The following is a 12,757-nucleotide window of genomic DNA, read 5'->3' as shown; positions in this document are numbered from 1 at the left end:
GAAATACCTGTATTAGAGCCGAAAGCAGCGCCCAACCCGGGCGTTGCTATCCAGCCCCCATCATCCATCCAAGCCACGTCGGCGGCGCAGTATGGCAACCGACTCGCAGATCTGATCGCGCAGCGGGCCGGGGCGCGGATCATCACGCAATGTGGTGAACCAATGCTCTGGCGGGTTGCGCCCCAAACGATGTCCTTTGAACTCAAGCGCCCGCAACACCGCCTCCGCCTCAAGGGGCAGCCGGTCCGGGATCTCCTGCTCATTGAGGGTCGCCCAAACCCCAGTCCACAAGCGACCAACCGACCAGGGATTGTAGCCGCCACCCCCCAACACAAGATAGCGCGGCGCCAATGAACGCAGCGCAGACACCACCGCCCAATGAGCGTTGTTTGACAGGTCTAGATGGGCCAGCGGATCTTCGGTCACCGCATCCGCACCACATTGCAGGACCACCGCATCCGGCGCGAAATCCGCCACCGCAGGCAGGATCAACTCTTCCAGGATGTAGGCCATTTCGCTGTCATTGAAGCCACGCGGCACCGGCAGGTTCAGCGCGCTGCCCCCAGCGTCATCTGTCAGTGTCCCGGTCTTGGGCCAGAGATTTTCCTCATGGGTCGAAATCATCAGCACGTCGGGATCCCCGGCAAAGCCATGCTCCACCCCATCGGCGTGATGTGCATCAATATCGACGTAGGCAATCCGCTGCGCGCCGTGATGGCGCAGGGACAGCATCGCAAGCACAGGATCATTGAGATAGCAAAACCCATTGGCACGATCCGGCATCCCGTGATGGGTGCCACCAGCCGGGTTGTAGATCACGCCCCCATCCGCCAACAGCTCTCCCGAGAGGATAGAGCCGCCCGCTGCCGTCGCAGGCCTGCGAAAGATCTCGGGGAACACTGGGTTCGAAATTGTCCCGATATTGAACCGCGCCTTGACCTCTTCGCTGACCTCCTGCGCCGCCTCAGCCGCCTGCAAAGCGGCGATATAGTCAGGGCTGTGCCAGCTGTGCAACGCGGAGGGTTTTGCCCGGGGCGAGTTGCGATACTGCTCCGTCGGCAGCCAGCCCAGCGCCCGCGACAGATCCATCACCGTGGACACCCGCGGCACCCGCAAGGGATGGCTGCGACCATAGCTGGAGCCGCGATAGATCTCTGATCCGACAAACATCGGCACGGCACCAAGGCGACTGTCAGGCGATGGATCATCCAGGCCTGCGCGCACAGGCACTGCTGGTTCGGGGCTGGCCGTCAACGGACGACTGGCGTTTGGGGGCATATCTGTCATGCGCCCAGAACTAGCCCAGTTCGACCCCATGCCAATCCACCAAATCGCGGCAAGCCGCCAAATTATCTGCTGCGCGATAGTCGCACATCTTCGCCCATAGGGTACTGTAGGCCCCTGTGGAACCAAAACAATTTTGGATTTTGCCCCTTTGCGGCCTGCGCAGGCTCTGGACCGGATCGCAACGGCCCCCTAACCTGCCGGTGATGGGACGCTATTTCGCCAAACGCCTGCTGTCGTTGTTCGTCAGCCTGCTGGTTGCCTCGTGGGTGATCTTTTTTGTGGTCGAAATCGCCCCCGGCGATCCTGCGTCCTTCATGCTGGGGATCAACGCCCAACCCGACACAATCGCAGCTTTGCGCAGCGAACTGGGCCTGGATCAGAGCAAACTCGCCCGCTACATCAGTTGGGTTGGCGGCATGCTGACAGGTGATTTCGGCACCTCCTATACCTACCGCACCCCGGTGGCGCAGATGGTGGCAGATCGGCTCTGGGTATCGCTGCCACTGGCTCTGTTTGCCCTGATCCTGTCGACACTGATTGCGCTGCCCGCAGGGATTTTCGCAGCCTCCCATCCCGGCAAATCCGGCGATATCGCGGTCATGAGCGCAACCCAGCTGGGCATTGCTGTCCCGAATTTCTGGTTTGCCATGATGCTGGTTCTGATCTTTGCCATCAACCTGCGCTGGTTCAGTGCCGGTGGCTTTGCGGGTTGGGACGCCGGAGCCTGGGCTGCACTTCGCTCGCTCACCCTGCCCGCGATTGCCCTGGCTCTGCCCCAGGCCGCCATTCTTGCTCGTGTCATGCGATCCGCTCTTCTGGATATTCTGGGCGAAGATTTCATCCGCACCGCTCGTGCCAAAGGGCTCAGCCAACGGCAGGTCCTGTGGCGCCACGGTTTGCGCAATGCACTGATCCCGGTGCTCACGATCATCGGGTTGCAGTTTTCCTTCCTGCTGGCGGGGGCGATCATCATCGAACAGGTCTTTTACCTGCCAGGGTTGGGCCGACTGGTGTTTCAGGCAATTTCCGCCCGTGATCTGATTGTCGTGGAAAGCGTGGTGATGCTGCTGGTGTTTGCAGTGATCCTGGTCAATTTCCTCGTTGATCTGACCTACGCACTGGTCGACCCGAGACTGCGGGGCACCCGATGACACTGCCCCGTCCAGCCATCACACCAGCCCCGAACAACGGAGACGGACGATGAGCCGCAGCCTTGTCCTTGGCGGGGTGCTGACCGGATTGGTGCTGATGATGGCTGCGCTGTCATTTGTTTGGACGCCGTTTGACCATACCGCGATGAACATCCCCACCAAACTACAGGCCCCAGGTGCGGAGCATTGGCTCGGCAGCGATCATTTTGGCCGCGACATCCTGTCAATGATCATGGTGGGCGCGCGCACCTCTATTGCGGTGGCGCTGGTGGCCGTTGGCATCGGCATGGGGATCGGCGTGCCTCTTGGTCTGGCGGCCGCGGCCAAGCGTGGTTCCTGGCTGGACGAGGTCATCATGCGCGCCAATGATCTGGTCTTCGCCTTCCCGTCTCTGGTGATCGCGATCCTGATCACCGCTATCCTTGGCGCGGGCGCAATCAACGCCATCCTCGCCATTGGCATTTTCAACATCCCCGTTTTTGCCCGTGTCACCCGTGGCGCGGCGCTGTCGCTCTGGCAGCGCGATTTCATCCTGGCCGCCCGCGTCGCTGGGAAAGGCCGTGCCAGAATTTCGGTTGAACATATCCTGCCGAATGTCGCCAACCTCCTGATCGTACAAGGTACCATCCAGTTTTCGCTGGGCATTCTGGCCGAAGCCGGGCTCAGCTATGTGGGCCTGGGTGCACAACCTCCGGTGCCAAGCTGGGGGCGGATGCTGGCGGATGCGCAGACCATGGTCAGCCTGGCCCCGCATCTGGCCCTGGTGCCCGGCAGCGCCATCATCGTGACGGTTCTGGGGCTCAACCTGCTTGGCGATGGGCTGCGCGACTGGCTGGACCCAAAACTACAGCGGGGCCGCACATGACATTGTTGGACATCACCAACCTATCGCTGTCCATTGGCGCCTTTCCCATCCTGCGTGATGTGTCTCTTTCGGTGCAGACTGGCGAAATCCTTGCCATCACGGGCGAAAGCGGATCAGGCAAATCACTGACGGCCCTGGCCATCCTGCGCCTTTTGCCCCGCTGCACGCAGGTGACGGGCCACCTTCACTTTGAAGACCAGGACCTGCTGGCGATGAGCGAAGCGCAGATGTGTGATCTGCGCGGCGGCCAAATCGGCATGGTATTTCAAGAACCGATGACAGCGCTGAACCCGGTGCAGACCATCGGGGCACAAGTGATGGAGACCCTGCAGCAGCACAGCACCCTCAGCCGCGCCGAGGCCCGCGAGGAAGCCCGCCGCCTGCTGACACGGGTTGGTCTGCCGCCCGACCGCTTTCCGCTCAGCCGCTATCCGCATGAACTGTCGGGCGGGCAGCGCCAACGGGTGGTGATCGCCATGGCCATCGCCATGCGGCCCAAGCTGCTGATCGCCGATGAACCCACAACTGCATTGGATGTCACAACACAGGCTCAGATCCTCGATCTGCTGCGCGATCTGGTCCACGACTATGGCATGGGCATGATCATCATCACCCATGACCTGGCCGTGGTTGCAGATCTGGCCGATCGGATCGTTGTCATGCGCAAAGGCGAAGTGGTGGAAACCGGCAGCACGCCACAGCTGCTGGCCGCCCGCAGGCATCCCTACACCGAACGGCTCTTTGCTGCGTCCAAACACCGCCCGACCCTCCCGGCACGACCACCGGCAAATCCCGCCCAGCCCCCGTTGCTGGAACTGCGCAACGTGGTGAAAGACCACCCACTGCCGCGCCGCCATCTGTTGGCACGGGCAGAGCATCTGCGCGCAGTCGATCACGTCAGCTTCACCCTGCACCCCGGTGAACGGCTGGGATTGGTCGGGGAGTCCGGCTGCGGGAAATCGACCCTAACACGGGCTATTTTGGGGCTTGAACCCTGCCAAGGTGGAGAGATCCTGCTGCATGGCACGCCGATTGATCCCACCGGGCTGACAGCGCAGCAGCGGCGCAAAATGCAGGTGGTGTTTCAAGATCCCTTCGGCAGTTTCAACCCCCGCCATCAGGTGGCCCGGCTGATCACCGAACCCTTCCACAGCGTCACAGATGCCCCCGTGGGCCAGGAACGCAGCGATCTGGTGGCTGAAACGCTACGCGCTGTCGGTCTTACGCCAGAGGATGCCCATCGCTACATCCATCAGTTCTCTGGCGGGCAACGTCAGCGGATTGCCATCGCCCGCGCGCTGATCACCCGGCCAGACCTGATCCTCTTTGATGAGGCTGTTTCAGCACTGGATGTTTCGGTGCGGGCACAGATCCTCGATCTGCTGGCAGAACTCTGCACGGCCTATGGGCTCAGCTACCTGTTCATCAGCCATGATCTCCATGTGGTGCGCAGCATGACCGACCGCTGTCTGGTGATGCAATCCGGCCGGATCGTGGAACAGGGCCTGACCGAAGATCTGTTCGCCGATCCGCAACATCCATACACGCAACGACTGATCGCCGCCGCACCGGTGCTGCCCGATCTGCAAACGGGGGCAGCATGAGCTTTCGACTGACATTGATCCTGCCGCGGGAACGCGCCCGCCTCGCCACGGCGCTGACACGGTATTTCTCTGAAATCGCGCCAACACTGCGGATTGATCCAAGCGAACGTGCAGGCCAGATGCTGCACCGCAAAGATGTGACCGCGTTCTGGATCCGGCAGGGCGATGACCACATCGGCTTTGCGATTGTGCTTAACCTGCCCGATGACCGACGGGAGTTGTCGGAGTTCTACATCGATCCAACCTATCGCAGGCAAGGCCTGGGTCATGCGGCGGCCAGCCTGATCTTTGATGAATTTCCTGGTTATTGGCGCATGGGCATATCTGCGGGATCACCCAATGCGGTTGCATTCTGGGGCACCTGCCTGAGCGCGCTGAAGGGCGTGGAACAGCTGCGCGATGGCGCGCCTTTCACAGAGCATCAGATCAAGAGTTACAGCTTTTTCATCGCAGGAGCCCAGAATGACTGACGCCGCACCGCTTTGGTTTGATCCGGAACTCTGCCTGATCAGCGGGCAGTGGCAACCCGCGACAGATGGCGCAACGCTCGAACTGACCGACCCCTCCAACGGCCGCAGCCTGTGCCGGATCAGCCGGGGTACGGGCGCCGACATCGATGCCGCTGTTGCCGCCGCGCGCGATAGCCTGCAGGGCAGTTGGGGTGCATTGACCGCAACCGAACGGGGCCGCCTGCTGAGCCGGATGGGTCAACTGGTTCTGGAACGCGTCGATACACTGGCAGAGCTGGAGGCCCGGGACGTTGGCAAACCCCTGACACAGGCGCGCGCGGATGCGGTGGCACTGGCCCGTTATCTGGAATTCTACGGTGGCGCCGCAGACAAGGTCCATGGGGACACCCTGCCCTATCAAGCTGGCTACACCGTCTATACGCTGCGCGAACCTCATGGGGTGACCGGCCATATCGTGCCGTGGAACTATCCGATGCAAATCATCGGGCGATCGGTCGGAGCGGCCTTGGCCATGGGCAACGCCTGTGTTTTGAAACCCGCAGAAGAAGCCTGCCTGACGGCTCTGGCCTTTGCTCATATCGCAGTCGAGGCAGGTCTGCCCGATGGCGCGCTGAATGTGGTGCCTGGCCTTGGCGCAGAGGCCGGTGCCGCGCTGGCCTCCCATCCGGGTGTTGACCATATCTCTTTTACCGGTTCGGTGCGGACCGGGATGCTGGTGCAGCAGGCCGCTGGCGCCAATGTGGTGCCCGTCACGCTGGAGCTCGGCGGGAAATCTCCACAACTGGTGTTTGACGATGCCGATCTCACAGCTGCGCTTCCGTTCCTGGTGAATGCGGGGATCCAGAACGCAGGTCAAACCTGTTCGGCAGCCTCGCGCATTTTGGTTCAGCGTGGTGTCTATGATCAGGTCCGTGACGCCATGGCCGCCGCATATGACAAGCTAACAGTTGGGCCGGCGCTGGCGGATCTGCAACTGGGACCGCTGATTTCTGCCCGACAGAAACAGATCGTCGAGACATATCTGGCCAAAGGCGCTGACCTGCAAATCGCAGGCCAAGGCCATCTGAGCGAGACCGCAGAACAGACAGGCAGCTATGTCCGGCCAACGCTGTTTGCTGATGTGCCGCCTGACCATGTGCTGGCTCAGGAAGAGATCTTTGGCCCGGTGCAAGTGCTGATCCCCTTTGACACCGAAGACGAGGCGCTCACCATTGCCAATGCCACGGAGTATGGGCTGGTTGCGGGCGTCTGGACCCGCGATGGCGGGCGACAAATGCGGCTGGCAAAACGTCTGCGCGCCGGGCAGGTGTTTGTGAACAACTACGGGGCTGGCGGCGGAGTGGAATTGCCATTTGGCGGCGTCGGAAAATCTGGCCATGGCCGCGAAAAAGGGTTCGAAGCGCTCTATGGATTTTCGCAATTGAAAACCGTGGCAACCCACCACGGCTGATCATAGCCGCGCAGCAGATTGGGTCAGCATCTGTTACGCGTTGTTTCGCACGCGAAACATTGGGGCAGAGCTGCTGCCGCAACTTATGGAAGAATCTGCAAATCCCGCCCCAAAATCGGCGAAGTGTTTCTAAACTATGACCGCCTGGCTGGCCTGCGCGCCGACGCCAAAAACCCGTTTGTAGCGGTCGATTTCCGTCTCAGGTCCCATCGCTTTTTCCGGGTTGTCGGAGAGTTTCACCGTTGGCTTACCGTTGGCAGCCACTGCTTTGCACACCAGCGAAAAGGGCGCGAGCGCGTCATCTGGCACCAGACCGCGGAAGTCATTGGTCAACAGGGTGCCCCAGCCAAACGAGATCTTTGTGCGGCCCGAAAACTGCGCATGCAGCTCTTTGATCTTGGCAACATCCAGACCATCGGAAAAGATCACACGCTTCTGTTGCGGATCCTCACCGCGCGCCTGCCACCAGCGGATCGCGGTTTCCGCACCCTCCGCCGGATCGCCGCTGTCGATGCGAATACCGGTCCAGCCTGCCAGCCAATCCGGAGCCCGTTCCAGGAACCCTTCGGTGCCGTAGGTGTCCGGCAGAATAATCCGCAAGTTGCCATCATGTTCGTCATGCCAGTCAGACAGCACCTCATAGGGAGCTTGCGCCAACCCGGCGTCATCCTCCGCCAGTGCCGAGTAGACCATCGGCAACTCATGGGCGTTGGTGCCAATCGCCTCCACCTCGCGACGCATGGCGATCAGGCAGTTCGAGGTGCCGGTGAATTTGTCGCCAAGCCCCTCCTGCATGGCCTGCACGCACCAATCCTGCCAGAGAAACCCATGGCGACGGCGGGTGCCGAAATCCGCGATGCTGAGCCCGTCGATCTCCCGCAGGTGTTCGATTTTTTCCCAAACCCGGGTCATCGCGCGGGCATAGAGCACCTGCAGTTCAAACCGACCCATGCTGTTGATGACCGCACGGGAGCGCAGTTCCATCAGCACCGCCAGCGCCGGGATCTCCCACAGCATGACCTCTGGCCATTTGCCTTCAAAGGTCAGTTCGTACTGATCGCCCTTACGTTCCAGCTCATAGGGTGGCAGGCGCAATCCTTCGAACCATTCCATGAAATCGGGACGAAACATCTGGCGTTTGCCGTAGAAGGTATTGCCCCGCAACCATGTGCTTTCACCACGCGACAGCGACAGCGACCGGATATGATCAAGCTGCTCGCGCAGCTCTGCTTCGTCGATCAGATGCGCCAGCGGTATGTGCTTTGAACGGTTTATCAGCGAAAACCGCACCTCGGTGTCCGGCTTGTTGCGATACACCGACTGGCACATCAGGAGTTTGTAGAAATCCGTATCGATCAACGATCTGACAATCGGATCAATCTTCCACTTGTGGTTATAGACGCGGGTTGCAATGTCCACCGGCGGGCCTCATCCATGGCGTTTCAAGGGTTGATAAAACAGCACTGGCGCAGGGGCAAAGAAATTCCGTGTCAGGCCTGTTTCAGCACCTTTGGTGCGTAGCGGCGCAACGCCTGCAGAAGGTCGGAGCGGTTCACCGGTTTGCTGAGAAAATCGTCCATTCCCGCATCCAGGCAGGCCTCGCGGTCGGAGTCAAACGCATTGGCTGTCAGCGCGGTGATCACCGGTTGGCGCAGATCCATGGTGCGGATCTGTTCGGTGGCCTCCAGCCCGTTCATCACCGGCATCGACATATCCATCAAGATCACGTCTGGATCAAAGGAGCGCGCCATTTCCACAGCCTCTGCACCATCGACCGCGAATTCCAGTGTGATAGGCTCCTCCTGCAGGTATTTGCGCATCAACAGGCGGTTGATCTTATTGTCCTCGGCCACCAGGATACGCATGCCATCCAGTGTCGCGCTGTCATCTGCGGCGGCGGCAAAGCCAGCAGACACCACCTGTTCACTGTCAGAGCCAACCGCGTGGTTCATCCGCAAATGCACCGCGAAACAGGCCCCTTCTCCGAGGGTCGAGGTGACCGAGATATCGCCGCCCATCGCCTCACACAGGAGCCGCGCAATGGTCAGCCCCAAACCGGTGCCGCCAAACCGGCGGGTGATGGCGGCATCTGCCTGAGAAAACCGTTCAAAGATATGATCGAGTTTGTTGCGGGCGATCCCGATACCCGTGTCTGTCACGCTGAACTCAAGCCGCAGATGATCAGCGCTCTGCTGGGCGGAGACGGCAACCTTCACCCCGCCCTCATCGGTGAATTTCACTGCATTGCCAACAAGGTTCAACACCACCTGGCGCAGGCGTCGGTCATCCCCGTTGATCCGCTCGGGCACATCCTCTGCAACATCGAGCGCAAGGGAGATACCTTTCTCGCGGGCCTGTGGTTCAAACAGGTTCAGGGTTTGCTGAAAACAGCTGCGCAAATCGAAATCAACATTGCTGAGTTCGACCTGCCCGGCATCCATTTTGGAAAGATCCAGCACATCATTGATCAGCGACAACAATGTACGGGCGGACCCGAGAATGGTGTCGGCATAGAGTTTCTGCTCTTCGTCCAGATTGGTGCGTTCCAACATCTGGGCCATGCCAATCACCCCATTCATCGGGGTGCGGATTTCATGGCTCATGGTGGCGAGAAACTCGGACTTCACCCGCGCGCCCTCTTCGGCGGCGATCCGGGCGTCTTTCAACTGCTGTTCATAGCGTTTTGCCGCGGTCACATCGCGTTCCACCGCGATCACAGTTTCTACGGTGCCATCCTCGCGCAACATAGGAACCTGATTGGTTTCCAGCCAAAGAGTTTGCCCGTCCTTGCGGCGGTTGCAGATTTCCAGTCGAAATGGCTTACCGGTGGCGCGGCCCTGCTCCAACGCCCGTATCACCGTTTGGTCAGTGACATCCGCGTTCAACAGATCCCCGGGCTGCTGACCAATGGCTTCGGAATATTGATAGCCGGTGATCCGGGTAAACGCCTCATTGACCCAGGTGATCCGCCCGGTAGCATCCATCAGAAACACGCTGTCATTGGCGTTCTCGGCGACCACAGCCAGGCGTTCCGACTGCAACTGCTGCGCCTGCAGTTTGGCATTGGTCTGCTGCAGCTGTTTATGCTGCAACGCCACCGCCAACGTATTCTTGCGGGAGCGCTGGAAGCGGGAGTTGATGAAGCTGACAAAAAACACGGTGCTGACATAGAGCACCCCCAGACCGGCCAACTGGAAACCATGAAAAGTCTCCAGCTTCTGGATTTCCATACTGGTCGTCAGCACGGCCAAAACCGGCGCGGCGGCAAATATCAGAAGCCGCAGAATGCCAGCGGCCGGGTGATAAGGCAGGATCACCGCGGAATCGACCGCAGCACCGATCAGGATACCCATGGTGAACAAAGAGGTTTCATCCGCAAACTGCAGCTGCGAGTCCGGATTGCTCATGAACAGGGTGGGCGCGCAGGCCAGCACCGCCAGGGAAAACGCCTGCAGCCCGGCCGTTCCGGTGCTGACGGTCAGGACCCGCCGGATCGATCGGCCCCGCCGCAGTGATGACATCCGGGTGATATACAGGGTATCAAGCGTGTCGCCGAAAAACGCCAGCAGGAAGACCGCCACACCGACCTCAGGCGACAGCAAAACAGTGATCATCGCGGAGACAACAACAACGGTGAGCTGCCGATACAGGAAATACCGACGCCGACCCGCCGCATACCGCTTCAGCAGGCCACGCCGACTGTAGCGTCGATGATAGGTTTCAAGCGGGCCATCCCCAGCAAGATCAACCTGTTCAGTCACTATTTAACACCCTCGCAGACACCACTGTATAGTCGTATCACGAAGACCTTAACAACTCATCGCTGATCTGTCGGCACCAAATTGACCCCTGCCGCGATCATCTGATCCAAAGCGGCCTGCAGTGAACCATCCAGATCAATACCGCGGCAGGCCCGCAGATCCACTGTGACCTCATACCCCAGACGGGCAGCATCCAGGGCCGAGTATGCAACGCAGAAATCCGTTGCCAAACCAACCAATGTCAGCTTGGTCAGCCCACGGTCCTGCAGATAACCATGCAGCCCTGTTTGCGTCGTCTGGTCGTTTTCGAAGAAGGCGGAATAGCTGTCGATCTGCGGGCGGAAGCCTTTGCGCAGGATCAGATCACTTGTGGTCACCAGATCGCTGTGAAATGCTGCCCCTGCAGTGTCGATGATGCAGTGATCCGGCCAGAGCACCTGTGGCCCATAGGGCATGCCGATCACATCATAGGGTGCATGCCCCGGGTGGCTGGAGGCAAAAGAGCTGTGTCCCGAGGGATGCCAGTCCTGCGTTAGCACAACCGCATCAAACTGCGCCATCATGGCATTGATCGGCTGCACAACCGCATCGCCATCCGGCACCGCAAGCGCGCCACCGGGACAAAAGTCATTTTGCACATCAATTACGATCAAGGCCTGGGTCATCAAACTCTCCTGCGGTTTGTGCATCAGGGGTACGCCCCACATCTGTGTTCGTCAATTGCACTGTCGGATCTCGGCGGCAGACCCGCTTGCAGCGTCGCGGTCCGTTGGTGTAAGCCCCTCTTATGTATACGATTGCCGCACTCTACCATTTCACCCGTTTTGACGATCCTGCAACCATCAAGCCTGCGCTGCTGGAGCTGTGCACAGCAAATGACGTCAAAGGATCTTTGCTACTCGCAAGAGAGGGTATCAATGGCACTATCGCAGGTCCCCGAAGCGGGATCGATGCGGTGCTGGCGCATGTGCGCGCTTTGCCCGGCTGCGCTGATCTGGAGTGGAAAGAAGCGCGAAGCGATCATCCACCCTTTGGCCGCATGAAGGTTCGGCTGAAGAAAGAGATCGTCACCATGGGTCAACCGGATGTCGACCCGCGCGCCAGCGTTGGCCACTATGTAGAACCGGCAGAATGGAACGACCTGATCCGCAGCGACGACGTTGTGGTGATCGACACACGCAATGACTATGAAGTGGCGATCGGCACGTTCGAAGGCGCGATCGATCCGGAAACCGCAAGCTTCCGCGAGTTTCCCGCCTGGTGGGACGCCAACAAGGAGCGGTTCCACAACAAACGCGTGGCGATGTTCTGCACCGGTGGGATCCGCTGCGAGAAATCGACCAATTTCCTGATCGGCCAAGGGGTTGAGGATGTCTACCACCTGAAAGGCGGTATTCTGCGTTACCTCGAAGAGATGCCCGAGGAGAACAGCACCTGGCAGGGGGAGTGTTTCGTCTTCGACAACCGCGTCTCCGTCGGCCACGGTCTGGCAGAAGGCCCACATGAGCTGTGCAACGGGTGTCGGCGCCCAATCCTGCCGCAAGACAAGGCCAACCCCGCCTATGAGGCCGGCGTGTCCTGTCACCAATGTATCGAAACCACATCCGAAGCCGACAAAGCCCGATTCCGGGAGCGGCAGAAACAGATGAAATTGGCACGCGACCGCGGCGAGGATCACCTGGGCCACCTGCAACTCGGCTGACAGGTCCCGCCTGGAGTCCAGACAAGACCATGGTGCGTATCGGGTGAACCTAAAGGTTCAGAGCCCTCGCAATCACATGAATAAGCCGATCATGCACCGCTTTGCGATCTGCACCCTGTGGATCGGTGCAGATTGGATCATCGCGCTCCTCCTCAAGCAATGTGGCGGCACCGGGCTTGCAAGTCCCCAGAAAGGTGAAGTGATTTGCTTGTTTTCAAGACTTAACTGGAACTGCCCTCGTGTGACCGCCTTGCGTCCCGTTTCCTCTCGGCCGCGCTTTCAAACACCTTCCAAACACCCCCACTTACTTCCGTCGCGTTTCCAGTGCCGAAGTAAAAGACGGACAGCTGTATGCCGCTCACGAGGACGGAAGCCTGCTACCGTTTTATGAGCGATGATCTCGGTCGCTATCTGATCGGAAAGCGCCCGCGTTGGGGCGGGGCTTTCTAAACTCCCACAATGTTTCC

The 12,757-nt window shown here is 59.9% G+C and carries 10 protein-coding genes; 6 read left to right on the top strand and 4 right to left on the bottom strand.

Annotated features, from left to right (window positions below):
• Positions 1-60: 60 nt before the first annotated feature.
• Positions 61-1,170, bottom strand: coding sequence for an acetoin utilization protein AcuC (locus Q0C28_RS11920; RefSeq protein WP_293576104.1), 1,110 nt, complete (start codon positions 1,168-1,170; stop codon positions 61-63).
• Between the two features lie 320 nt (positions 1,171-1,490).
• Between Q0C28_RS11920 and Q0C28_RS11915 the strand changes: the two genes are divergently transcribed.
• Genes Q0C28_RS11915 through Q0C28_RS11895 form a run of 5 tightly spaced genes read left to right on the top strand, consistent with a single transcriptional unit; the run spans position 1,491 to position 6,827 of the window.
• Positions 1,491-2,438, top strand: coding sequence for an ABC transporter permease (locus Q0C28_RS11915; RefSeq protein ID WP_293576055.1), 948 nt, complete (start codon positions 1,491-1,493; stop codon positions 2,436-2,438).
• 49 nt (positions 2,439-2,487) lie between these two features.
• Positions 2,488-3,303 carry an ABC transporter permease gene (locus Q0C28_RS11910; RefSeq protein WP_293576053.1) on the top strand — a complete coding sequence of 272 codons (816 nt, stop codon included), beginning with the start codon at positions 2,488-2,490 and terminating at the stop codon, positions 3,301-3,303.
• Positions 3,300-4,907, top strand: coding sequence for an ABC transporter ATP-binding protein (locus tag Q0C28_RS11905; RefSeq protein WP_293576051.1), 1,608 nt, complete (start codon positions 3,300-3,302; stop codon positions 4,905-4,907). Before Q0C28_RS11910 ends, Q0C28_RS11905 begins: the two co-directional genes overlap by 4 nt.
• The gene (locus Q0C28_RS11900) at positions 4,904-5,377 is read left to right on the top strand and encodes a GNAT family N-acetyltransferase (RefSeq protein ID WP_293576050.1); all 474 of its coding nucleotides are present in this window, start codon (positions 4,904-4,906) and stop codon (positions 5,375-5,377) included. Before Q0C28_RS11905 ends, Q0C28_RS11900 begins: the two co-directional genes overlap by 4 nt.
• On the top strand, positions 5,370-6,827 hold the full coding sequence (locus Q0C28_RS11895) for an aldehyde dehydrogenase family protein (protein ID WP_293576048.1): 1,458 nt from the start codon (positions 5,370-5,372) through the stop codon (positions 6,825-6,827). Before Q0C28_RS11900 ends, Q0C28_RS11895 begins: the two co-directional genes overlap by 8 nt.
• A gap of 129 nt (positions 6,828-6,956) precedes the next feature.
• On the opposite strand, the gene pncB is transcribed toward Q0C28_RS11895, so the two are convergent.
• The 3 genes from pncB to pncA all read right to left on the bottom strand — a co-directional run bounded on the left by pncB (position 6,957) and on the right by pncA (position 11,253).
• Positions 6,957-8,246 (bottom strand): nicotinate phosphoribosyltransferase, encoded by a 1,290-nt coding sequence (pncB, locus tag Q0C28_RS11890; RefSeq protein ID WP_293576046.1) that lies wholly within the window; start codon positions 8,244-8,246, stop codon positions 6,957-6,959.
• Between the two features lie 71 nt (positions 8,247-8,317).
• The gene (locus tag Q0C28_RS11885) at positions 8,318-10,588 is read right to left on the bottom strand and encodes an ATP-binding protein (RefSeq protein ID WP_293576044.1); all 2,271 of its coding nucleotides are present in this window, start codon (positions 10,586-10,588) and stop codon (positions 8,318-8,320) included.
• 56 nt (positions 10,589-10,644) lie between these two features.
• Positions 10,645-11,253, bottom strand: coding sequence for a bifunctional nicotinamidase/pyrazinamidase (gene pncA, locus Q0C28_RS11880; protein ID WP_293576042.1), 609 nt, complete (start codon positions 11,251-11,253; stop codon positions 10,645-10,647).
• Positions 11,254-11,375: 122 nt separating this feature from the next.
• Between pncA and Q0C28_RS11875 the strand changes: the two genes are divergently transcribed.
• Positions 11,376-12,290 carry a rhodanese-related sulfurtransferase gene (locus Q0C28_RS11875; RefSeq protein ID WP_293576040.1) on the top strand — a complete coding sequence of 305 codons (915 nt, stop codon included), beginning with the start codon at positions 11,376-11,378 and terminating at the stop codon, positions 12,288-12,290.
• The last annotated feature ends 467 nt before the right edge of the window (positions 12,291-12,757 follow it).

The sequence above is a fragment of the Phaeobacter sp. genome, from assembly GCF_022825805.1.
GTDB lineage: Bacteria > Pseudomonadota > Alphaproteobacteria > Rhodobacterales > Rhodobacteraceae > Phaeobacter.
The sequence above is the reverse complement of the archived record's forward strand: the minus strand, read 5'-3'. Positions and strand labels throughout refer to the sequence as shown.

Coding starts and splice junctions, on each gene's coding strand:
- Q0C28_RS11905 (WP_293576051.1), top strand. CDS start 3,300: ATGACATTGTTGGACATCACCAACCTATCGCTGTCCATTGGCGCCTTT.
- Q0C28_RS11920 (WP_293576104.1), bottom strand. CDS start 1,170: ATGTTTGTCGGATCAGAGATCTATCGCGGCTCCAGCTATGGTCGCAGC.
- Q0C28_RS11895 (WP_293576048.1), top strand. CDS start 5,370: ATGACTGACGCCGCACCGCTTTGGTTTGATCCGGAACTCTGCCTGATC.
- Q0C28_RS11910 (WP_293576053.1), top strand. CDS start 2,488: ATGAGCCGCAGCCTTGTCCTTGGCGGGGTGCTGACCGGATTGGTGCTG.
- Q0C28_RS11875 (WP_293576040.1), top strand. CDS start 11,376: ATGTATACGATTGCCGCACTCTACCATTTCACCCGTTTTGACGATCCT.
- Q0C28_RS11915 (WP_293576055.1), top strand. CDS start 1,491: ATGGGACGCTATTTCGCCAAACGCCTGCTGTCGTTGTTCGTCAGCCTG.
- pncA (WP_293576042.1), bottom strand. CDS start 11,253: ATGACCCAGGCCTTGATCGTAATTGATGTGCAAAATGACTTTTGTCCC.
- Q0C28_RS11900 (WP_293576050.1), top strand. CDS start 4,904: ATGAGCTTTCGACTGACATTGATCCTGCCGCGGGAACGCGCCCGCCTC.